General features: G+C 44.6%; 30 protein-coding genes. 15 read left to right on the top strand and 15 right to left on the bottom strand.

The features are described 5' to 3' along the window. Positions 1 to 61: 61 nt before the first annotated feature. Positions 62 to 325, top strand: coding sequence for a BrnT family toxin (locus K4039_RS17200; protein WP_265236848.1), 264 nt, complete (start codon positions 62 to 64; stop codon positions 323 to 325). After that, positions 322 to 579, top strand: coding sequence for a BrnA antitoxin family protein (locus K4039_RS17195; protein WP_265236846.1), 258 nt, complete (start codon positions 322 to 324; stop codon positions 577 to 579). The genes K4039_RS17200 and K4039_RS17195 overlap by 4 nt, the downstream gene beginning before the upstream one ends. Positions 580 to 653: 74 nt before the next feature. Here K4039_RS17195 and K4039_RS17190 read toward each other — a convergent pair whose 3' ends face one another. The 4 genes from K4039_RS17190 to K4039_RS17175 all read right to left on the bottom strand — a co-directional run bounded on the left by K4039_RS17190 (position 654) and on the right by K4039_RS17175 (position 1,838). Continuing rightward, complete coding sequence (locus K4039_RS17190) at positions 654 to 875, bottom strand: hypothetical protein (RefSeq protein WP_265236844.1); 222 nt, start codon at positions 873 to 875, stop codon at positions 654 to 656. Positions 876 to 969: 94 nt separating this feature from the next. Beyond that, complete coding sequence (locus K4039_RS17185; RefSeq protein WP_265236842.1) at positions 970 to 1,350, bottom strand: type II toxin-antitoxin system VapC family toxin; 381 nt, start codon at positions 1,348 to 1,350, stop codon at positions 970 to 972. Continuing rightward, entirely contained in the window at positions 1,347 to 1,610 is a 264-nt protein-coding gene (locus K4039_RS17180) for a hypothetical protein (RefSeq protein WP_265236840.1), read from the bottom strand. Before K4039_RS17180 ends, K4039_RS17185 begins: the two co-directional genes overlap by 4 nt. A gap of 63 nt (positions 1,611 to 1,673) precedes the next feature. Then, a complete protein-coding gene (locus K4039_RS17175) occupies positions 1,674 to 1,838 on the bottom strand; it encodes a hypothetical protein (protein ID WP_265236838.1) in 165 nt (54 codons plus the stop codon). Between the two features lie 111 nt (positions 1,839 to 1,949). Here K4039_RS17175 and K4039_RS17170 point away from each other — a divergent pair, with 111 nt between their 5' ends. The 3 genes from K4039_RS17170 (at position 1,950) to K4039_RS17160 (ending at position 4,185) form a co-directional block, all read left to right on the top strand. Then, positions 1,950 to 2,549 (top strand): sulfite oxidase-like oxidoreductase, encoded by a 600-nt coding sequence (locus K4039_RS17170; RefSeq protein WP_265236836.1) that lies wholly within the window; start codon positions 1,950 to 1,952, stop codon positions 2,547 to 2,549. A 628-nt stretch (positions 2,550 to 3,177) separates the two neighbouring features. Next, on the top strand, positions 3,178 to 3,879 hold the full coding sequence (locus tag K4039_RS17165) for a PEP-CTERM sorting domain-containing protein (protein ID WP_265236834.1): 702 nt from the start codon (positions 3,178 to 3,180) through the stop codon (positions 3,877 to 3,879). Positions 3,880 to 3,912: 33 nt separating this feature from the next. Then, a complete protein-coding gene (locus tag K4039_RS17160) occupies positions 3,913 to 4,185 on the top strand; it encodes a hypothetical protein (protein ID WP_265236832.1) in 273 nt (90 codons plus the stop codon). Here the strand turns inward: K4039_RS17160 and K4039_RS17155 are convergent. Then, complete coding sequence (locus K4039_RS17155) at positions 4,172 to 4,339, bottom strand: hypothetical protein (RefSeq protein WP_265236830.1); 168 nt, start codon at positions 4,337 to 4,339, stop codon at positions 4,172 to 4,174. The two genes, K4039_RS17160 and K4039_RS17155, sit on opposite strands and share 14 nt — an antisense overlap. Before the next feature lie 196 nt (positions 4,340 to 4,535). On the opposite strand from K4039_RS17155, the gene K4039_RS17150 reads away from it, so the two are divergent. After that, entirely contained in the window at positions 4,536 to 5,141 is a 606-nt protein-coding gene (locus tag K4039_RS17150; RefSeq protein ID WP_265236828.1) for a DedA family protein, read from the top strand. Between the two features lie 74 nt (positions 5,142 to 5,215). Here K4039_RS17150 and K4039_RS17145 read toward each other — a convergent pair whose 3' ends face one another. Continuing rightward, positions 5,216 to 5,515: a hypothetical protein gene (locus K4039_RS17145; protein WP_265236826.1), complete on the bottom strand. Its 300-nt coding sequence runs from the start codon at positions 5,513 to 5,515 to the stop codon at positions 5,216 to 5,218. On the opposite strand from K4039_RS17145, the gene ahcY reads away from it, so the two are divergent. Beyond that, entirely contained in the window at positions 5,514 to 6,791 is a 1,278-nt protein-coding gene (gene ahcY / locus K4039_RS17140) for an adenosylhomocysteinase (RefSeq protein ID WP_265236824.1), read from the top strand. The genes K4039_RS17145 and ahcY overlap by 2 nt on opposite strands. Before the next feature lie 16 nt (positions 6,792 to 6,807). On the opposite strand, the gene K4039_RS17135 is transcribed toward ahcY, so the two are convergent. Beyond that, entirely contained in the window at positions 6,808 to 6,972 is a 165-nt protein-coding gene (locus K4039_RS17135; protein ID WP_265236822.1) for a hypothetical protein, read from the bottom strand. A gap of 90 nt (positions 6,973 to 7,062) precedes the next feature. Between K4039_RS17135 and K4039_RS17130 the strand changes: the two genes are divergently transcribed. Beyond that, positions 7,063 to 7,677: a DedA family protein gene (locus tag K4039_RS17130; protein ID WP_265236820.1), complete on the top strand. Its 615-nt coding sequence runs from the start codon at positions 7,063 to 7,065 to the stop codon at positions 7,675 to 7,677. A 186-nt stretch (positions 7,678 to 7,863) separates the two neighbouring features. Here K4039_RS17130 and K4039_RS17125 read toward each other — a convergent pair whose 3' ends face one another. Beyond that, positions 7,864 to 8,010 carry a hypothetical protein gene (locus K4039_RS17125; protein ID WP_265236818.1) on the bottom strand — a complete coding sequence of 49 codons (147 nt, stop codon included), beginning with the start codon at positions 8,008 to 8,010 and terminating at the stop codon, positions 7,864 to 7,866. A gap of 33 nt (positions 8,011 to 8,043) precedes the next feature. Between K4039_RS17125 and K4039_RS17120 the strand changes: the two genes are divergently transcribed. After that, positions 8,044 to 9,468, top strand: coding sequence for an NADP-dependent isocitrate dehydrogenase (locus K4039_RS17120; RefSeq protein WP_265236815.1), 1,425 nt, complete (start codon positions 8,044 to 8,046; stop codon positions 9,466 to 9,468). A gap of 135 nt (positions 9,469 to 9,603) precedes the next feature. Here K4039_RS17120 and K4039_RS17115 read toward each other — a convergent pair whose 3' ends face one another. Beyond that, positions 9,604 to 10,218 carry a glutathione S-transferase N-terminal domain-containing protein gene (locus K4039_RS17115; RefSeq protein WP_265236814.1) on the bottom strand — a complete coding sequence of 205 codons (615 nt, stop codon included), beginning with the start codon at positions 10,216 to 10,218 and terminating at the stop codon, positions 9,604 to 9,606. Between the two features lie 165 nt (positions 10,219 to 10,383). Here K4039_RS17115 and K4039_RS17110 point away from each other — a divergent pair, with 165 nt between their 5' ends. From K4039_RS17110 to K4039_RS17095, 4 genes are all read left to right on the top strand, one after another. Next, complete coding sequence (locus K4039_RS17110; RefSeq protein WP_265236812.1) at positions 10,384 to 10,770, top strand: DUF2358 domain-containing protein; 387 nt, start codon at positions 10,384 to 10,386, stop codon at positions 10,768 to 10,770. Positions 10,771 to 11,044: 274 nt separating this feature from the next. Further along, positions 11,045 to 12,226, top strand: coding sequence for an RtcB family protein (locus tag K4039_RS17105; RefSeq protein WP_265236810.1), 1,182 nt, complete (start codon positions 11,045 to 11,047; stop codon positions 12,224 to 12,226). Positions 12,227 to 12,354: 128 nt separating this feature from the next. Continuing rightward, positions 12,355 to 12,570, top strand: a complete 216-nt coding sequence (locus K4039_RS17100) for a hypothetical protein (protein ID WP_265236808.1) — start codon at positions 12,355 to 12,357, stop codon at positions 12,568 to 12,570. Between the two features lie 5 nt (positions 12,571 to 12,575). Beyond that, positions 12,576 to 12,845 carry a type II toxin-antitoxin system RelE/ParE family toxin gene (locus K4039_RS17095; RefSeq protein ID WP_265236806.1) on the top strand — a complete coding sequence of 90 codons (270 nt, stop codon included), beginning with the start codon at positions 12,576 to 12,578 and terminating at the stop codon, positions 12,843 to 12,845. Between the two features lie 19 nt (positions 12,846 to 12,864). On the opposite strand, the gene K4039_RS17090 is transcribed toward K4039_RS17095, so the two are convergent. The 4 genes from K4039_RS17090 to K4039_RS17075 all read right to left on the bottom strand — a co-directional run bounded on the left by K4039_RS17090 (position 12,865) and on the right by K4039_RS17075 (position 16,983). After that, positions 12,865 to 13,074: a hypothetical protein gene (locus K4039_RS17090; protein ID WP_265236804.1), complete on the bottom strand. Its 210-nt coding sequence runs from the start codon at positions 13,072 to 13,074 to the stop codon at positions 12,865 to 12,867. Positions 13,075 to 13,161: 87 nt separating this feature from the next. Next, the gene (locus K4039_RS17085) at positions 13,162 to 13,491 is read right to left on the bottom strand and encodes a Txe/YoeB family addiction module toxin (RefSeq protein WP_265236802.1); all 330 of its coding nucleotides are present in this window, start codon (positions 13,489 to 13,491) and stop codon (positions 13,162 to 13,164) included. A 7-nt stretch (positions 13,492 to 13,498) separates the two neighbouring features. Continuing rightward, a complete protein-coding gene (locus K4039_RS17080; protein WP_265236799.1) occupies positions 13,499 to 13,786 on the bottom strand; it encodes a type II toxin-antitoxin system Phd/YefM family antitoxin in 288 nt (95 codons plus the stop codon). A 62-nt stretch (positions 13,787 to 13,848) separates the two neighbouring features. Further along, positions 13,849 to 16,983: a HEAT repeat domain-containing protein gene (locus tag K4039_RS17075; RefSeq protein WP_265236797.1), complete on the bottom strand. Its 3,135-nt coding sequence runs from the start codon at positions 16,981 to 16,983 to the stop codon at positions 13,849 to 13,851. Between the two features lie 172 nt (positions 16,984 to 17,155). Here K4039_RS17075 and K4039_RS17070 point away from each other — a divergent pair, with 172 nt between their 5' ends. Then, the gene (locus K4039_RS17070; RefSeq protein ID WP_265236795.1) at positions 17,156 to 17,410 is read left to right on the top strand and encodes a hypothetical protein; all 255 of its coding nucleotides are present in this window, start codon (positions 17,156 to 17,158) and stop codon (positions 17,408 to 17,410) included. A gap of 109 nt (positions 17,411 to 17,519) precedes the next feature. Here K4039_RS17070 and K4039_RS17065 read toward each other — a convergent pair whose 3' ends face one another. Both K4039_RS17065 and K4039_RS17060 read right to left on the bottom strand, forming a co-directional pair. Continuing rightward, positions 17,520 to 17,891 (bottom strand): DUF4278 domain-containing protein, encoded by a 372-nt coding sequence (locus K4039_RS17065; RefSeq protein WP_265236793.1) that lies wholly within the window; start codon positions 17,889 to 17,891, stop codon positions 17,520 to 17,522. Positions 17,892 to 18,126: 235 nt separating this feature from the next. After that, complete coding sequence (locus K4039_RS17060) at positions 18,127 to 18,471, bottom strand: BON domain-containing protein (protein ID WP_265236791.1); 345 nt, start codon at positions 18,469 to 18,471, stop codon at positions 18,127 to 18,129. A 139-nt stretch (positions 18,472 to 18,610) separates the two neighbouring features. On the opposite strand from K4039_RS17060, the gene K4039_RS17055 reads away from it, so the two are divergent. After that, a complete protein-coding gene (locus tag K4039_RS17055; protein ID WP_265236789.1) occupies positions 18,611 to 18,781 on the top strand; it encodes a chemotaxis protein CheW in 171 nt (56 codons plus the stop codon). Positions 18,782 to 18,810: the final 29 nt, after the last annotated feature.

Here is an 18,810-nt window from a genome sequence, read left to right as displayed (position 1 = left end):
TCTTCCCAAAGCGCGATCTGGTTATGCTATATTATAAGTAGATACGTTTTGTATATACACTATGCAGTTTGAATGGGATGAAAATAAAAACGCCCAAAATCTCAAAAAACATGGCATTAGCTTTGAAGAAGCTCAAGAAATCTTTGACGGAATCGTTTTTAATGCCATTGATGAGCGTTTCGACTACGGAGAAATCCGAGAAATCAGTATTGGTGCCATACAAGGTGTCGTTATCGTCACTGTAGCGCATACTGAAAGAAATGGAGTGTATCCGCATCATCTCTGCAAGAAAAGCCACTCATCAAGAAAAAAATACCTACTATGACTATCTCGCCCAAACGACTTGAAGAATTAGAAAATATTCCAGAATCTGCGATCGATACCTCTGATATTCCTGAGTTAGATGCGAGTTTTTGGGAACAAGCTAAACTGGTAAAACCCCTCACAAAACAAGCTATTTCTTTAAGAGTTGATAGCGATGTATTAGATTGGTTTAAAAGTCAAGGAAAAGGTTATCAATCTCTAATGAATGCCGTGCTGCGCTCTTATGTGGAACATCACGTAAAAAGCAGTCAATAAATATGCGATCGCCCTTATCTTCCCAAAGTGCGATCGGCCTTATTTATAGACATCACCACGAGAACCAATCTGAGTCACAACTTAAGTTCTTTTGAAGATATTCCCCGATCGCGCCCCGCGAAATAATCTGCCAATGCTGCTTGACTTTCCGCTATTTCTTGGACTGAAACCACCTCATCATCGCCTTCAACTTCAACCTCCTGATGAATGATCTTTCTCAATTCCTCTAATAATCGGAGTTGGTCAGACAGGGCGAGGCGTTGAACTTGAGTTAGTACCTCATTATAAGTCGGCATAGACTTTTTATTGGTATTTTTTAGCTCTAACTCTAATATATACTGATTTTGGCTGGAAGTGCGATGGTTTTTTCTTCCCAAAGTGCGATCGACCTTAACTGCCTAATTCAGCCTCAAACGGGTTAATCAGCGTCAGTTCAGCAATCCATTGAAAATCCTCTATATTTCGCGTCACTAAAGTCAAACCGTACAGCAAAGCGGTTGCTGCAATAATAGCATCGCCAAGTGTCATCCTCCTCATTTGTCGCAGTGTGACAGCGCGATCGAGTACAGCTTGGGAAATAGGTAAAACCTCAACCACCCCAAAAAATTCCTCAAAGTGTAGGCGAGACTCTTCAGTTAGTCTGTGGTAGCCAAGCACTTCAACATAACTAACTGCGGATACTGTTATTTCGATCTCGCTAATAAACTGCCGAATCTGGGCGTGTTCCGGTTGAGAAGCGTAGATAATAATGTTACTATCAAGTAGCATCATTCATCCCTACCAGGAAGCGGACGATCTTGACGCATCTCTCGCTGCCATGCAACCGGATTTGTGACTTCTTCAAAAGCCTGACTCGCCGCCAGCTTTTCCAAGATTTCAACTATTTTTTGACGGCGACATTCTGCACTTATACTAGATTTTTCCTCTAACAAAGTCACATAAACTTTCAGCGGGCGATCGCTCTGTTGCGGAGCATCGTTCGTCCACTCTAACAGCTTTCCTTTCAGTAGAGCCTCAAATGTGCGTAGCATAATCAATACCAGCTTCTCTCTGACTTTTATATCATAGCTCTCAGACGGAATTTTTCGCAAAACTCAGTCTATCGAGTGCGATCGCACTTCTGTTATCCTGCACGATTTACTAAATGCTGCTTTCCTTACCCCAAAGGCGATCGCAAATTCCACTCGCGGCAGCAATTTTTCAATAATTCGCAAATGTTCCTCAGCATTATTTTGGCGACGAAAACGCGCAACAGTCAAGCATTGCAAGTTCGGTAAAAAGCGGTAAATTACCCACGGGTAAAATTGTTGTTTGTAGTTCTCCCTAAGTTATACTGAGGATTGCAGTCATTTACTGTAGAGCTTGAATAAATGCAGGGCAAATTTTTTCGCAAGCCAGAATCAGACAATAGCGATCGCGTCCCCCCCGGTCAATACCTCGCCAACGGCTTTCCCGTTCTGACTTATGGCGATACACCCTCCGTCAGCATTGAGACTTGGGAATTTAAAGTCTGGGGATTGGCAAAACCAAAAACCTTCACTTGGTCAGACTTCCAGGCCATGCCCCAAACTAACTTTACTGCGGATTTTCACTGCGTCACCCACTGGTCAAAACTCGACGTGCAGTGGACGGGAGTCAAAGTCACGGATTTTATGAACTATGTAGAAGTCGATCCCAAAGCCCTGCACATCGTTGAACACTGCTACGGCGACTACACTACTAATATTGCGATCGCCGACTTCCTCCGATCAGAAAACTTTTTCGCCCACACCGTCTTCGGCGAACCGCTATCCCCCGACCACGGCGGCCCGATGCGACTGGTAGTTCCGCACCTGTACGCCTGGAAAAGCGCCAAATGGATTAACGGCCTGGAGTTTACAGAAACCGAACAACTCGGTTTTTGGGAACGCAACGGCTACCACCGGAGGGGCGAACCTTGGGCTGAGGAACGCTACAGCGGTCTTTTTTGATGCGATAGACGATCGATCGCGATTAGGGCTTGCCAAGAGTTTCTGTAATATGGTGATTTCTGATGACAATCTGCTGTTTGGCAATTTTGAAAGCAGAAAGCCACTATCGATCGCATCTTTGGGATCTGTCACGGCGCGGGTTCTCTGTAGTTCAACCGCAAGACCTAAACCCAAAGATCGCAGTTTGTACGTAATTTAACGGAGCGATCGACTAATTTAACTCCCACAGGCAAGTCCCCAAAAACAAATCTTCCCAGTTTTTGGTTAATAGAAAATTTTTATAACTGTCAGATTTCGCGGAACTGACAGTGTTTATACGTAAGTGTTGGTTGTGAAAAATTTAGACTTGGAATAAAATCAAAAATTAGGATCAACCAGACCCAAATCAGTTGGGCAGGTTCCTGCTCCAATGACCGCAAAATCAAGCTTTATAGCCACAATCTTGATAATTATTTTCTGTTTGTTTTTAGGGAGCAATCGCCCGCTTGCCGATGCGATCGACAGCATTTATAAAGGATTTGTAAAGGCTTAATAAAGAGTCTGTCAAAATCCACATCAAATGAAAAAACACAAATAAAGTATCAGATAATTAAATTATTAAAAGACCTTCGCACAAAAGAAAAAAATTATGAACGCCAAACTCTTATCCGCCCTAACCGCTACCGCAGCCGCCACCGCTTTATTAGGTGTCTCCGCTCCAGCCCAAGCCTTCTCCTTTGGTACCAACGGTATCACCTTCACCCAAAATACAGATGTCAGGTTTAACTTCAAAGAGTCTCACGGTGCCTACACTTCCTCTTTGGGAATTTACAGCGTGAAGGACTCGGCGACATCTCTAGTTAGCACACTGTTTTCGGAAACTAAATCCTCAGACAACCAGTGGGAAAACGAATGGAAAGGATCTCTGGGCAATACAGTCTTGGGCTCAGGCTCGGCAGTCTTCACATTCCTGGCAAATCAAGTTTATACTTTGGGACTCAACAGCGGCGGCAACGGCACTGTCTACTCGACCTCGGCCCTCAACACTGGCTTCGGCGGCAGCCAGCAAGCCGTGTTTGGTGGGGCTTCGTCACTGTGGAGCGCACTAGGCAAAGAAACAACGAACGTCTTCCAAGCGGCCGGAAGTTACACAGACGGAACAGCTTCTCTGTCTAACGAAGGCACGCTAATCTCTTTTGACGATCGCGGTAACCGTAACGACGCAGACTTCCAAGACTTCACCGTGAGCGCAGAAGCAGTTCCCGAACCGATTACAATGACTGGTTTGGCTCTCGGTTTGGGCGGATTGGTTGCAGCACGCCGCCGCCGCGCTAGCAAGACGGCTTCCTAATTTTTTCAATCAGAACGATCGGCTAAATTACGTTTGACAAAAAAGAATAGGATTTGCAGGCGCGCTGATGGGAAATCGGCTCGCCTTTTGCTTGATTTAAGAAGGAAGAAGGAAGAAGGAAGAAGGAAGAGGGAAGAAGGAAGAGGGAAGAAAGAGGATTTTTCGCATCTCCCACTCTCCTCATCTCCCACTCTCCCACTCTCCCACTCTCCCACTCTTTCTATCTCCCACTCTTTCTATCTCCCACTCTTTCTATCTCCCACTCTCCCCATCTCCCCCTCTCGCAGCTTAACTATGCGTCGCTAGCTGAATTAGATGCAGACTTGTTCGATGAGTGGAAGTCGTATAAATTCACCGGTACGGGTTGAGGAATTTTAATCTCCGCCCGATCGCACTCCGCTTGAATCCCCACCGCCGCCCTAGTTTTTGTCCGGCGCACCGGTGCTTCGAGGGGCTGCAATAGCGGATAACTATATCGAAAGAATCCATTATCTACCGTTTATATAATGTCCGATCGATTGACCGATCGCGCGTCAGGTTCGCCCGTCTTGGAGTCCGCTCTCACGCGGAGGACTTGCATGGGGCGCGCGCGATCGGTTTTTGTTAGGATAATCGAGCGGACATGATATTAGTTAATTTCCCGGAAAAGTAAAAAAATGAATTTTGATTTGCAGCAACTGATTAAAACCTTCGGTTATTTGGGAATTTGGGCTATTGTGTTCGCGGAATCGGGATTGCTGTTCGGTTTTTTTCTGCCGGGAGACAGCTTGCTGTTTGCTGCTGGAATTGTAGCATCTGGGCCCAACTCTCTGAATATTGGGACGCTAATTTTTGGGTGTTTTGTCTGCGCGGTGGCTGGCGATAATGTTGGCTATGCAACCGGACACCGTTGGGGCCGTCGCTTATTTAACAAGGAAGATTCGTGGCTGTTTAAAAAAGAATATTTAGAAAAAACCGAAAACTTCTACGAAAAACACGGTCAAAAAGCAGTTGTATTGGCGAGATTTATGCCAATTGTCCGCACTTTTGCGCCGATAGTGGCGGGAGTGGCGGCAATGAAATACAAAACTTTTATCTTTTACAACCTGATCGGCGGCTTTCTGTGGACGGTGGGGCTAACGCTGCTGGGTTATTATCTGGGAAAGATGATTCCTCCCGATCAAGTTGATAAATATTTACTGCCGATTGTTGGCGTAATAATTGTACTTTCTTTTGTGCCTTCGATTATTCATATAATTCAAGAACGCCGCGCCAATAAGTAGAAGGAAGAAGGAAGAAGGAAGAAGGAAGAAGACATACACAGCAAGCTTGATCGCGATCCGTATTTGACGTTTAGTTAGGTGGATTTACTTAATAAAAAAGATTCAGTCCGCCCGAAAGTAAGGTTTGAGACCAAAGTTGAAGATTCCAGATTCATCTGTGGAGTTAATCTCAAATCTAAAATCTCAAATCGACTGACTCTGGCTGTGTGGGTTACTCCCCGGTGCTGATATCGCAAATTGGTCGATCGCACACAATCAAAATTTAAGATTAGCACCGCCTTTTCGCGATCGACTAAAATCGCAGCACTTGCCCGCAGATAGGTAAATCTGCTAAAACTAACAAGGCTTGATAATTTCTGGGAAATAACATACATGGTAGCTACATCCGTCAAGATTAAACACGAAGTAAAAGACTTGTCCCTCGCCCCGTTGGGAAAGCAACGCATCGAGTGGGCCGGCCGCGAAATGCCAGTATTGCGCCAAATTCAAGAACGCTTCGCTAAAGAAAAGCCCTTCGCAGGCATCCGTATTTCAGCTTGCTGCCACGTAACCACAGAAACAGCCCATTTGGCGATCGCCCTGAAAATGGGCGGTGCAGACGCTGTACTCATCGCTAGCAACCCCTTGAGCACCCAAGATGACGTAGCAGCTTGCTTAGTTGAAGACTACGGCATTTCCGTCTTCGCCCTCAGAGGAGAAGACGCAGCTACCTACGAACGGCACGTTAACACAGCCCTCGACCACCGCCCCAACATTATCATCGACGACGGCAGCGACGTAGTAGCAGCCCTGATTCAGCACCGCCCGAACCAAATTGCCGACTTGATCGGAACCACCGAAGAAACCACCACCGGCATCGTGCGCTTGCGGGCGATGTTGAAAGACGGCGTGCTGACTTTCCCCGCCATGAACGTCAACGACGCAGACACCAAGCACTTCTTCGACAACCGCTACGGCACCGGTCAATCTACCCTAGACGGAATTATCCGCGCTACCAACATTTTGTTAGCCGGCAAAAATATTGTGGTTGCAGGTTACGGTTGGTGCGGCAAAGGCACGGCACTGCGCGCCCGCGGAATGGGCGCTAACGTAATTGTCACCGAAATCGATCCGATTCGGGCGATCGAAGCAGTGATGGACGGTTTCCGCGTCATGCCGATGGACGAAGCAGCCACAGTCGGTGATATCTTCATCACTGTTACCGGCAACAAACACGTCATTCGTGCCGAACATTTCGACACCATGAAAGACGGCGCAATGGTTTGCAATTCCGGTCACTTTGACATTGAAATCGACCTCAAATCCCTCGGCGCAAAAAGCACCGGTGTGAAAACAGTTCGCTCTTTCACCCAAGAATACCGCCTCAATAATGGCAAGTCGGTTATTGTCTTGGGCGAAGGCCGTTTGATCAACTTGGCAGCAGCCGAAGGACACCCCAGCGCCGTCATGGATATGAGCTTCGCCAACCAAGCTTTAGCCACTGAATATCTAGTCAAAAACAAAGGCAAGTTAGAAGCAGGAATTCATTCAATTCCTGTTGATGTTGACAAGGAAATTGCGCGTCTCAAATTGGAAGCAATGGGTATTTTCATTGATACCTTGACAGCCGAGCAAATTGAGTACACCAACTCCTGGACTTCGGGAACTTAATCATATCTTATCGTTCCTAGGCTCTGCCTAGGAATGAATAGACCGAGGCTCTGCCTCCCTGGTTCGCCCTGCGAGGCAGAGCCTCTATATATGCGTTCCCAAGCAAAGCCTTGGAACGAGCATTCCTTCCTTCTTCCTTCTTCTTCCTTCTTCTTCCTTCTTCCTTCTTCCTTCTTTTCACCCTGAGCGAAGCCGAAGGGCCTTCTTCCTTCTTCCTTCTTCCTTCTTCCTTCTTCCTTCTTCTGTACCTATTACCAATTATTAAATCAAAATGGTTGAATGGATAACTAACACAATGCAGTCAATGGGCTATCTGGGCATTGGACTGTTGATGTTCTTAGAAAACCTGTTCCCGCCCATCCCCTCAGAATTGATTATGCCCCTGGCAGGATTCACCGCATCCAAGGGCGATATGCAGTTGGCACCGGCGATCGCTGCTGGAGTAATTGGCACAGTTTTAGGAGCACTTCCCTGGTACTATGCGGGTAAATTATTGAGCGAAGAACGCTTGAGAGATTTAGCCGACAAATACGGCAAATGGATCGCAGTATCCGGCGCCGATATTGACAAAGCAAATAGATGGTTTACCAGACACGGCAACAAAGCCGTATTTTTGTGTCGCCTCGTACCGGGAGTCCGCACCCTGATTTCCCTGCCCGCAGGCATCAACAATATGCCTTTAATTCCCTTTCTGGCATACTCAACAGGCGGGACTATTCTATGGGTAAGTTTTCTAACCTTGGCCGGATATAAACTAGCGGAAAATTATGAACGTGTAGATGAATATCTTGCTCCTGTTTCCAAAATAGTTGTGGTGATTGTTGTCATCGGATTTATTTTGTGGGTTGTCAAGAAAAATATGCAGAAGGAAAAATATCGCAAATAAAGATATCCTCAAAATTATCTGCGTTTATCTGTGTTCATCTGCTGTCATCTGCGGTTAAAAAACAATCATCATTGTGACTTGCTTCAACGATGTCCCGAACAGTAGCGCTGAAAGATAGATGGGCATACTTGAGAGAAACTTCTGCTATCTTTGCTACTTTTTTTAAATTTAGTTTTAAATTTAGTTTTAAATTTGCGATCGCCAGATTAGCACAGTAATAGGCAGCCGATAGCTTATGCTTTTTTCTTCCCTCTTCCTTCTTCCCTCTTCCCTCTTCCCTCTTCCCTCTTCCTTCTTCCCTCTTCCTTCTTCCTTCTGGTATAATCGTGGCAAAATAGGGAACATTGGTATCCGCACTATTAAGATATGTACGAAAAGATTGTAGCCCCGACCACTGGTTCTAAAATTACCTTCAAAGACGGTTTGCCGATCGTCCCCAACGACCCAATTATCCCCTTCATACGCGGCGACGGTACGGGCGTAGACTTGTGGCCAGCATCGCAGAAAGTCATGGATGCCGCAGTAGAACAGGCTTACGGCGGCCAGCGAAAAATTAACTGGTTCAAGATTTATGTAGGTGACGAAGCCTGCGATGTCTACGGTACTTACCAATATTTGCCCCAAGATTCCCTAGACGCCATCAAAGAGTACGGAGTCGCCATCAAAGGGCCTCTGACAACCCCAATCGGTGGCGGAATTCGATCGCTCAACGTAGCATTGCGGCAAATCTTTGACCTCTACGCCTGCGTGCGGCCCTGCAAATATTACGATGGAACCCCATCATTGCACAAAACTCCCGAACTGCTAGACGTAATTATTTACCGGGAAAATACAGAAGATATTTACCTGGGAATTGAATGGAAGGAAGGCAGCGAAATCGGCCTCAAACTAATTGAATATCTCAATAATGAGTTAATTCCGGCCACACCAGAACACGGCAAAAAACAAATTCGCCTCGATTCAGGAATCGGAATTAAACCAATTAGCAAAAGCGGTTCTCAACGCTTAGTGCGGCGGGCAATGACCCACGCTTTGCGGTTGCCGAAAGAAAAGCAGCAAGTAACATTGGTGCACAAAGGCAACATCATGAAATACACCGAAGGAGCCTTCCGAGATTGGGGTTACGAGTTAGCAACCACCGAATATCGCACTGAGTGTGTGACAGAAAGAGAGTCTTGGATTCTCAGCAACAAAGAACGCAATCCCGACATTAGCTTAGAAGACAATGCCCGCCAAATAGATCCGGGCTACGATGCTTTGACTCCCGAAAAACAAGCCGTAATTTGTAAAGAAGTTGCCGATGTTCTGTCGGCAATTTGGGAAAGTCACGGCAGCGGGCAATGGAAGGAAAAAATCATGGTCAATGACCGCATTGCTGACAGTATTTTCCAACAAATTCAAACTCGACCGGGCGAATATTCGATTTTGGCGACGATGAATTTGAACGGCGATTATTTGTCCGATGCTGCTGCTGCCATTGTCGGCGGATTGGGCATGGGCCCCGGCGCGAATATTGGTGATGAATGTGCTGTTTTTGAGGCAACTCACGGCACTGCACCGAAACACGCTGGTTTGGATAAAGTCAATCCCGGTTCCCTGATTTTGTCGGGAGTGATGATGTTAGAATATATGGGATGGCAGGAAGCCGCAGATTTGATTAAGAAGGGTTTGGGCGCGGCAATTTCTAATGGTGAAGTTACCTACGATTTGGCGAGGTTGATGGAGCCGCCGGTGCCTGAGTTGAAGTGTTCTGAGTTTGCGGAGGCGATTATTCAGCACTTTGCTGATTAGGTTTTAAAGATTTTTTGAACGGGCTAGAAGCCCGTTCCACAAAGAGTGAATTTTATGGTTGGGTGGGTTCGCGTGCCCGCCCAAAAGCATAAAATTACTTGTGGGGTGGGCTCGCGTGCCCGCCACAAAAAAGTCCTATTTTTGTATAGATGGAACAGCCATGCCGCGCTCAACGGCGGGACGCTTCTGCAAGGTTTCTACCCAACGTTTGAGGTGCGGGTGGTTGTCGAGAGTTAATCCTTGAAATTCGTAAATAGCTACCCAGGGATAAGTCGCCATATCGGCGATTGAATATTCGCCGCAGATGTATTCGTGTTTTGCTAGTTGAGTGTCTAATACTCCGTAGATCCGCAAGGTTTCTTTTTCGTAGCGTTGAATTGCATAGGGAATTTGTTCGGGTGCATAGCGTTTGAAGTGGTTGAGTTGACCGAACATGGGCCCGACGCTGGCCATTTGAAACATCAGCCACTCCATAACTTGAAAGTATTTTTCTTTGTCGGTGGGTAGAAATTTGCCGCTTTTTTCTGCTAGATAGATCAGGATTGCACCGGACTCGAAGACGGTGATGCCGTTATCCCGATCGACTATTGCGGGTATTTTACTGTTGGGGTTGATGGCGATGAATTCTGGGCTAAATTGGTCGTTTTTGCTGATGTCTATGACGTGCACGTTGTAGGGTAAACCTATTTCTTCGAGCATGATCGAGACTTTGCGGCCGTTAGGTGTGGTAAAAGTGTAGAGGTCGATCATAGTTGTGCTGTTGAGAGTTGAGAGTTGACAGTTGAGGACAAGGTTTTTAAGACGGGAATTTATACCCTGTTCTAAAAACTTGGGGAATCCTGGGAGGCCCGGATGGGAAACCCTATTTTTTGGTATGATTATATTATAGTAATTTAAGGCCTATAATTAATAATAATGAATATTCTGGAAATTCTCAAAGATGACTACCGCAGATTTCCTGAAAATCAGAGTTACAACATTTACGCAAAAGATGTTTATTTTGAAGACCCAGTGAATCGATTTACTGGAGTCGAGCGCTACCGAAAAATGATCGGGTTTATGGGGACTTTTTTTCAACAGATTAAACTCGATTTGCACGATATTTCTCAGTCTGGAGATACTATCGAAACTCGCTGGACTCTGAGTTGGATTGCGCCGCTACCTTGGAAACCCAAAATGGCGATCGCCGGTAGGAGCGAACTGAAGGTTAACAGCGACGGTTTAATCGTTTCGCACATCGATTACTGGAACTGTTCGCGGTTGGATGTGCTCAAACAAGTGGTATTTGCGATCGACACATAACCGCCTTTAAGTAGTTTGTAGTGCGCTGTCGGTTGAGCTTGTAGAGTGCGCCGCGCCAGCACCTTAGCGATTACGGCTGATATTTCATGACTGAAGTCCGAACGATCGAACTTTCCGACTCTCAGCAACCGGGTTTCTTAACCCAGATTCAAGGTTTGAACTAAGTTTTTTGGTGAAAAATGCCGTTTCTGGCGATCGGGCTATTGACGTTAGCCGATACTTGTGTTACAAATATACTACATACACGGATAGAGCCAAATAAATTTAAACAAAAATGCCCTACGAAAAATTAGAAATATCCACCCCAAAACCAGTATTATCCTGGGCAAATCACGCCCTGGGCGAAAAAGAAACCAAGATGGCCGCCAACGTAGCATCTTTGCCCTTTGTATTCAAACACGTCGCCCTAATGCCCGACGTACACTTAGGAAAAGGAGCTTTAGTCGGTTCAGTAATTGCCACAAAAGAAGCAATTATTCCGGCCGCTGTGGGCGTTGATATTGGTTGCGGGATCATGGCTGTAAAAATGCCATTTAATGCCAACAAATTAGAAGGTAAACTCAAACAAATTCGCCTCGACATCGAAGCCGCAATCCCCGTCGGATTTGCTGAAAACAAAGAAGTCGAAAAATCTGTCACTAACTGGCAAAAATGGAGCGATTTCAAGGAACTGCATCAAGGAGTGCAGCACCAAGATAATAAAGCTTTAAAACAGTTAGGTTCCCTCGGCGGCGGCAATCATTTTATTGAGGTTTGCGTTGACACGGAAAACTCCGTTTGGCTGATGCTGCACTCTGGTTCTCGTGGTATCGGTAATCTGCTGGCCCAACAACACATCGAGACTGCAAAAGATTTAGCTAAACTGGCAGAAATTAGTTTGGCTGACAAAGATTTAGCTTATTTTGTGGCAGGTACGCCGGAGTTTGCGGCTTATTGGCACGATTTGCAGTGGGCGCAGGATTATGCGAGTTTTAACCGCGATATTATGATGAATCGGTTTAAGAAAATTGTGGAAAAGCATCTCGCCGGTGGCAAAGTTACTAAGCCGCTATTACAGGTGAATTGTCACCACAATTATGCGGAAAAAGAGGTGCATTTTGGTGAGGATGTGTATGTTACTCGCAAGGGTGCTGTGCGCGCGCAAGTTGAGGATTACGGCATTATTCCAGGTTCGATGGGGGCGAAGTCTTTTATTGTTAAAGGCAAGGGAAATGTTGAAAGTTACTGTAGTTGCAGTCACGGCGCGGGGCGGTTGATGTCTCGCACTAAAGCGAAGAATGTATTCACTCTCGATGATTTTGTGCGGCAGACTGAGGGGGTTGAGTGTCGGAAAGATGAGGGATTTTTAGATGAAATTCCGGGGGCTTATAAGTCGATTGAGGAGGTAATGAGTCAGCAGTCGGATTTGGTGGAAGTGGTGGCGACTTTGAAGCAGGTGGTTTGCGTTAAGGGTTGATGGGGGGAGTTTGGCCGCCCGTTAGCGAAGCCCGCCCTACGGGGGCTACGCCAACGCAGAGGATTTAATTTCGGATGATACACTCAGAGGCAGGAGTCGAGATAAATTCAGGTTTGAGGAAAATAGGCATGATAAATATTGAATATCTTACCAACCAAGACGGCGAGGCGATCGGAGTAGTGATTCCGATTGATTTATGGCGACAACTGTTACCTACTGGAGAAGTTTCTGAGGAAATTTTGGCTGAAGCGGTAGAAGATTATTGCCTGAACAAAGCGATGGATGAAGCTGTGAATACAACATTGCTAAATAGAGCGGAAGCATTAGCTTATCTTGAGGAGTAATTATCTTGGAAGTTCAATACCGTGAGGCTTTTCTAAAAGACCTGAAGCAATTGAAGAGTTCGACATCATACCAACGAATCTACGAACTTGCCTTTACAACTCTAGAAGCCATGAACACTTTGGAGGAGATTCCTAATATTAAAGCCATGCGAGGTTACAATGGTCGCTATCGCATTCGTATCGGCGATTACCGTATGGGAATAGAGGTTAACGGAGATGTTATAGAAGTGATGCGCGTTCTACATCGCCGGGAATTTTATCGTTACTTTCCGTAAATACTTTGCAATTCAACATTCATTCTTTTCGTCCTAGAATCTTGAAAATTGCTTCGCGGCTGACTGGCTCGGTATTTTCACATTCTTGGATTGCTTTTTCTAAGCCAATATCTTCAATTATTTCTGCTAATAAGTCGTAAACAATTTCTTTTCTTTCTTGGATCAGTTCAACAATGGCACTTTTTAGCAGTTGTTTAAGTTTGATATCGTCTATGGTAATGTCAGACATAAAGCCTTCAGATATGCGAGTTTAGTTTAATCCTAACATACTCTTTATTATTCCATCATCTAGTTAATGCTTTATTCACAGAGGTTATTAACGATCGCTATAGTGATATCGAGCCTGTAAAAACTCAATTCTATCTTGACTAACAAGGTAAACAATACGATCAGTTTGAGTTAGTCGGCGCGACCATACGTTTGCATCTTGATACTTCAATCGTTCTGGTTTTCCAGTTCCTTCAAAAGGATTGCGCCTAATTTCTTCGATAATAGATAATAAGCGTAGAGCAGTTTTTCTATTTGTGTCTACCCAGAATGTAAGGTCTTCCAGAAATCTAAGATCGAAAACCAGATCCCGTTTTGAATTTTCCTCTTGAGTCGATTCTGATTGAGGAATATTTTCTGATTCTGTATTCTCAGACATAAATTTTTTATACTTCCTCAATTAGTCCAAAATTTTTACGTAACTCATCTAGAGTTTGAGGTTTATTCGTCCGTTTTTTGGCACGTTGTAGAGCATCTAGGAGACGTATGGCATTCTCATGGGACTGGAACAAATAAATGGTTTCAATCATTCTATTTAGCTCATCTGTAGGAATAACGGATACGCTTTCGGAGCCTTCCCGACTAACAACTACAGGTTCGCGGGTGGAGATAACTTCATCGTAAATTTGCTCAAAGTTTTTACAGGCTTGATTGTAGGTTATTTGACTTAGCATTTTTAGTTCCTCAGTCTATTAGTTTAATCATATCGCATTTTACAACTAAGAGGCAATCGACCCTACATATTTTCCATCATTTTCTGTCTCATCCACGCGACAATCTCTGCAATTAAGTTCGGTTGACTGGGTGAAAAAGTTTGTAGCGGAATATGCTCTGTTTCGCATACTATGCAAATCGCGCGATCGAATTTGCTTAAAGCTTTCAGAAATAAAGCGCTAAATCCTGTGGGTGTGGGTGAGAGTGCTGTGGAATCGTAGCAGATGAAAAATAGGGGAATTTCGCTTTGGCGGCCCAGGAAATTCCAATACAGTTTGAGTTTTTGCATGGTATCTGGATACCCATTCTGCCACTCTGGACAATTTTGATTTTGCATCTCATCGTAAATTTCTGGGGCGGGGTTTTCGGGTTCGATGAATTGGTGAGTGTCGATGCAAATTAGTTTTACTTTGCTGCATAAATCGGGTTGATTATTAATGGCTTCGGTAAGGATTTGGGGTAAGTTTGCTAAGTTGAGGCTTGCTGTTGCGGAGTTGGGAATGGTGTCTGGGTGCCAAGCTTGATAGAAGTCGGGGTAGGGCAGATTTTGGGCGCAGTACCAGAGAAATTCACAGCAAATTTGGTGAAGCTTAAAACCTTTATCATCGTTAACTTGAATATGTAGGTTTTGTTTTAAAGCTGATACTGCGGGCTTTGATGGGTGCAATTTAATTATATGCCTTAAACTTTGAACAACCTCAAAATTGATTGATTCATCAGAACTGGTGCGAATATTACTAATTAATAATTTGATTGTATCTTCGTGGTTCGTTTCAATTTCTTTGGATTCCGAAGACTCTTCAAAAGAATTAGGTTCAATAGTAACCGTGAAAAGAATTGCATCGGGATGGTTGGGATCGCTTTTCCCCAAACTCTGAGCGGCAATACTATGGACAAGCGGATCGCAACTGGTATGTATGAGCTTAACCATATGCGTAATTCTCTCCTGATTATCCTTGCCAATATTTGCCAAAACCATAACCGCTTTCATACGGACACCTGGAATATAACTGGTTTGGATTAAGTTAATTAAACATTCAACTGCTGCTGGGTGTCCAGGAATAAATTGCCCCAAAATATCAGCTACTTCGATACGAATATACTCATTGGGACTATTAAGCAAGTCGGTTAAGTGCGAAATTACAGAGGAACGATTAGTTTCGCGCAGTATTTTTTTTGCGGCATCTACAATATGAGCAGGAACATCTGTGAGCCATTCATTCAGTTCTCCACTCAAATAACCAAAACTCCAATGAACAATTTTTTTGACAATCTCTAATCTTGAGGCATATTGTTCAACCTCTGCTATTCCTTTGGCTGCTGTAAAAAATGCTCGATACCCATAAAAAACTCCACACCCATCATTAAACTCTACCAATGCCGTGATAAACTCTTCTTTCTGCTTATTTATTATTTCCTCATCACGCCCCAACCACAGCAAAATCACCTCTTCCCACTTGGGTTCAAAAATGCGGTATTTATCTGCAAGGGGTTTATCTTGATGTTGGCGGGGTAAAAAAAAGCTCCAATCATCAATCGCAGTCGCGGCGAAATATTCCTCAAACGTGGGATGGTAGAAAGCGTAGACAGGTTTAAGGGGATTTTTTGCATCTACTCCCACTGGATTCAGCCAGCAGACTTTGAGCGCCAATTGGAACAAAGAATCATTGTTAAATACACTTTCAATGAACTTATGTTGCAAACAAAATCGGTTCCCTTCATATTTAATTGCTTGTAATGCCAATTCTTTCAACTTGATGTTTAGTTGCTTTTTCTCTTCAGGTGTTATACGAAATTCCTCTTCTTTCCACCTGTAAACTTCCTCCACATACTGCTGGTAAAGTTCTGCCTTGGTATCGGGTAACTTGCCATCTAGCAAATACCAAATCGAACACAACAGCATTAACCGCAGGGGATTTCTCACCAAATCTTTGATTCGTTCTTTTCCGGGTTGGTTTAATGCCTCTTGCAACTGAATCCCTAGTGCGGGATCACTTTTTTTAAAACCATCATCAATAAACTGCTTGACTTTCTCTTCGCTAAACCACAACGTGCGATAGGTTTGAAAGCCATTGAGAGCATAAGGATTTGCTTCCCAAACATTCAGCCTACAAATCAGTATCACAGGCAAATGCTGACTCCAATCTGGTATCCATTCATCAACAAATGTGAGAGGATTACCCGACGCAGCCATCTCATCCACGCCATCCAGCAGCAGCCATACCTTCCCAGCCGTTAACTGTTTTTCAAAATTAGCTTTGATTTCTGGCGTGACACTAAATATCGCATCTTCCAGCCAACGATTTAGGAGATATTCTTTTAGCTGTGGCGCTGGGGTTGGCAAATTTCCCAAAGGTATCCAAATCGGCAAATAATCTGTCTTTTCCAATATCCAGAAAGCAATCTTTTGCAGGAGTGTGGTTTTACCTGCACCCGCTTCTCCAATTACTGCAATTTTATTGGTTTGATTGGATTTCAGGACTTTGGCAAGAAATTCTTGGTATTCCAGTTTCTCGGTTTCTTCGTAGTCTGGCTGATAAAACCGGGATTTTTCAGGACGATCGTCCTCACTCCGTTTGTCTGGCTTTTTGCGTTCGACTAATGCCAAATCTACATCAATATCGTCGAGATTAAATACCATCGCCTTAGCAAGCATCAGCCGATTGGTTGTCAGTTGCTTTTGCTTTTCTAAGCGATCGTGGCAGATATCGCGCCAGTCAAACTTATCCGATTTTTGAGAATTAGCTGCTAAAGCTTTAGATTTCTCTGGCCTGCTATCTTCCCACGCCTTATCAAACTGCTTGAGGTTCTTTTCCCGATCTTTTGACCATAGCGTCAACGTGAAATGCCAGGTATCAACTCCCTTGGTTTGAGTGCGGTTGTCCTCCAGAATCTTCAAAAATTTTTTCAGTAAATTTAGCGCTTCTCGAATCTGAGTTTTAGTTAACTTGCCAGGATGTTTGTCTTTCGCTGTCAGTTGTTCCAAAGCTACCAGCGTTGTTTTGAAAATTAGCTTGGGGTTGGTACTGTCTTCTGCTTCCCACTTGAATTCAATTTTAAAACTGCCCTCAACTTCCCAATTGACAAAAGCAAGCAACGCCTCCAACAGGCGCTGCACTCGCATTTTCACCTCTGAACCATAAGTATATTTAGCCATAGCAGTCCAAAAAATTACCACAAAGTTTGGGGCTACCCCAAATTGTCGCTACCACCCCAAACCCCTACTATCCATATTTTACAAGACTTTTCGTTGCGATCGCTACGACTTGATTAAGCTTACAACCCCAAAGAGATCCTGTTGATGTAGTTAATCAAACAAGGTTCCGAACATGAAAAACAACAGCCAAAGCAATCAAGACAAGTTCATCCGCAAAGCGATCGCAAGTGCATTTATCCTGCAAGCAGTCATCATTGATGTGCAGGGCAATCTCGATGTAGTATCTGGGAAACCCGCCCTCAATGTGATTCAGGGAATGATAGTTCAGGGCATTGAGTTAATCGTCAAAGCTAATCGTAGCCGAAAGAGTGTTGAGGAGATCGATCGCCCTTCTCAACTTCGCATCACCCCAAATCCCGACAATTAATCTCGCTTCCAGGGTTGAAAAAGATCGCCCAAACAACACCAAAAAGGGGAAATTGAGCTTAACTCAACTTTCCCCTCTTAACAAACGCTGTATTTTCTGAAGCTATTTCCTAACAAGCCATTTGCTTCCACTCTTTTTCTAGCAAGCGCAGCAATCTTTCATCGCCCTTGGCTTTCGCTACTTGCTGCCTACGATCGAGAATATTACAAATATGCACCCGGTGAACTTGCGCCAAGTCCGCAAATGTCGGCGAAGATTCAACCGCCGAGTAAGGTGCGCTAGCTGCTACGACATCCTTCTGGGCTTGAAAATCTTGCTTTGTGCTAGAGTTGACGCCCCCGTATTTTTTGGGGACTGCAAGGTGTCTCGGATACCGATAGTTCCAGTCTTGACCCCGATATTTGCCCGCGACTTCGCCTTCTAGTATATCGACTGTCGGAATATCGTACTCGTAGTTTGCGCCGCGATAAGTCAGTTGCATATTTTTCGATCCTTATATTCAGATAAAAACGGTCGTTAGGTCAGGTTTGCTTTTGCTAGCTACAACTATTTTAGTTTCTGTATTCAATTATACTGTTTTTGGACTAAAATGCGTTTTTTTACAAGAATTAATATTTTGAGGGGGAGAAGGCAGGAAAAAACCCGCCGTAGCGGGTTTAATCGAGCTTTGACTAATTCGATCGTACTCAGAGCGAAACAGATTGAGATCCGAAGAACTACCCGACTGTCACTTGATCGGTTTGTACGTTTGTTGCGCCCTCTTCAGCAGAGGCGATCGCCACTAACTTGTCGAGAATTTCCTGACTGGGAACTTGACCTTTGAGAACAACCGTGCTGCTGAGCTGAGCCACATAAACAGTCTCGATATCAGCAACTGCTGAATCGCCGTCAAAAGCCAAAGCCACCCGCTTCGCCAGGCCACTTTCGTCAAAATTTCCGTCTGGGCCGACTTTAGCAGGAGCGATGGATTGCGCTTGTGCTGCTTGCTGTACTACTTGTGCCATCGGTTCAGCCGGGGCTTCAGGCTTTTCGAGTCCGAACAGTCTTTTAAACCAACCCATAGTAGTCTCCTGAAAATACACTTTTTACACGATAGCTCTAGAATGCCAAAAGACTCCTAATTGTTGCAAAACTAAGCGAAATTTCTCAAAATGTTTTCCCGGCAGACTTTCAGAATCTCAAATCTCCAATGGTATCCCTATGTTGATGTTGCTATTTTATGTAGGGGACGATCGCTATGCCGCAGATAGCAGGCGCGTAGTCGAAGTAGTTCCCACTGTCACGTTGCAAAAACTCCACAACGCGCCCGAATACATTCCCGGTTTGTTTAACTACCGGGGACATCTCGTCCCAGTCATCGATTTGTGCTAAATGATACAGGGTAGGGCAGCCCGCGCTTA

It is taken from the genome of Lyngbya sp. CCAP 1446/10 (assembly GCF_026130175.1).
GTDB lineage: Bacteria > Cyanobacteriota > Cyanobacteriia > Cyanobacteriales > Microcoleaceae > Microcoleus.
The sequence above is the reverse complement of the archived record's forward strand: the minus strand, read 5'-3'. Positions and strand labels throughout refer to the sequence as shown.

Excerpts from the sequence above, each read along its gene's own strand:
- K4039_RS17180 (WP_265236840.1), bottom strand. The coding sequence starts at position 1,610 with ATGCTACGCACATTTGAGGCTCTACTGAAAGGAAAGCTGTTAGAGTGG.
- K4039_RS17130 (WP_265236820.1), top strand. The coding sequence starts at position 7,063 with ATGGTTGAATGGATAACTAACACAATGCAGTCAATGGGCTATCTGGGC.
- K4039_RS17200 (WP_265236848.1), top strand. The coding sequence starts at position 62 with ATGCAGTTTGAATGGGATGAAAATAAAAACGCCCAAAATCTCAAAAAA.
- K4039_RS17170 (WP_265236836.1), top strand. The coding sequence starts at position 1,950 with ATGCAGGGCAAATTTTTTCGCAAGCCAGAATCAGACAATAGCGATCGC.
- K4039_RS17120 (WP_265236815.1), top strand. The coding sequence starts at position 8,044 with ATGTACGAAAAGATTGTAGCCCCGACCACTGGTTCTAAAATTACCTTC.
- K4039_RS17060 (WP_265236791.1), bottom strand. The coding sequence starts at position 18,471 with ATGGGTTGGTTTAAAAGACTGTTCGGACTCGAAAAGCCTGAAGCCCCG.
- K4039_RS17165 (WP_265236834.1), top strand. The coding sequence starts at position 3,178 with ATGAACGCCAAACTCTTATCCGCCCTAACCGCTACCGCAGCCGCCACC.
- K4039_RS17185 (WP_265236842.1), bottom strand. The coding sequence starts at position 1,350 with ATGATGCTACTTGATAGTAACATTATTATCTACGCTTCTCAACCGGAA.
- K4039_RS17190 (WP_265236844.1), bottom strand. The coding sequence starts at position 875 with ATGCCGACTTATAATGAGGTACTAACTCAAGTTCAACGCCTCGCCCTG.
- K4039_RS17065 (WP_265236793.1), bottom strand. The coding sequence starts at position 17,891 with ATGCAACTGACTTATCGCGGCGCAAACTACGAGTACGATATTCCGACA.
- K4039_RS17080 (WP_265236799.1), bottom strand. The coding sequence starts at position 13,786 with ATGCTAAGTCAAATAACCTACAATCAAGCCTGTAAAAACTTTGAGCAA.
- K4039_RS17055 (WP_265236789.1), top strand. The coding sequence starts at position 18,611 with ATGTTGATGTTGCTATTTTATGTAGGGGACGATCGCTATGCCGCAGAT.
- ahcY (WP_265236824.1), top strand. The coding sequence starts at position 5,514 with ATGGTAGCTACATCCGTCAAGATTAAACACGAAGTAAAAGACTTGTCC.
- K4039_RS17110 (WP_265236812.1), top strand. The coding sequence starts at position 10,384 with ATGAATATTCTGGAAATTCTCAAAGATGACTACCGCAGATTTCCTGAA.
- K4039_RS17105 (WP_265236810.1), top strand. The coding sequence starts at position 11,045 with ATGCCCTACGAAAAATTAGAAATATCCACCCCAAAACCAGTATTATCC.
- K4039_RS17145 (WP_265236826.1), bottom strand. The coding sequence starts at position 5,515 with ATGTATGTTATTTCCCAGAAATTATCAAGCCTTGTTAGTTTTAGCAGA.
- K4039_RS17070 (WP_265236795.1), top strand. The coding sequence starts at position 17,156 with ATGAAAAACAACAGCCAAAGCAATCAAGACAAGTTCATCCGCAAAGCG.
- K4039_RS17075 (WP_265236797.1), bottom strand. The coding sequence starts at position 16,983 with ATGGCTAAATATACTTATGGTTCAGAGGTGAAAATGCGAGTGCAGCGC.
- K4039_RS17090 (WP_265236804.1), bottom strand. The coding sequence starts at position 13,074 with ATGTCTGACATTACCATAGACGATATCAAACTTAAACAACTGCTAAAA.
- K4039_RS17115 (WP_265236814.1), bottom strand. The coding sequence starts at position 10,218 with ATGATCGACCTCTACACTTTTACCACACCTAACGGCCGCAAAGTCTCG.
- K4039_RS17195 (WP_265236846.1), top strand. The coding sequence starts at position 322 with ATGACTATCTCGCCCAAACGACTTGAAGAATTAGAAAATATTCCAGAA.
- K4039_RS17150 (WP_265236828.1), top strand. The coding sequence starts at position 4,536 with ATGAATTTTGATTTGCAGCAACTGATTAAAACCTTCGGTTATTTGGGA.
- K4039_RS17100 (WP_265236808.1), top strand. The coding sequence starts at position 12,355 with ATGATAAATATTGAATATCTTACCAACCAAGACGGCGAGGCGATCGGA.
- K4039_RS17085 (WP_265236802.1), bottom strand. The coding sequence starts at position 13,491 with ATGTCTGAGAATACAGAATCAGAAAATATTCCTCAATCAGAATCGACT.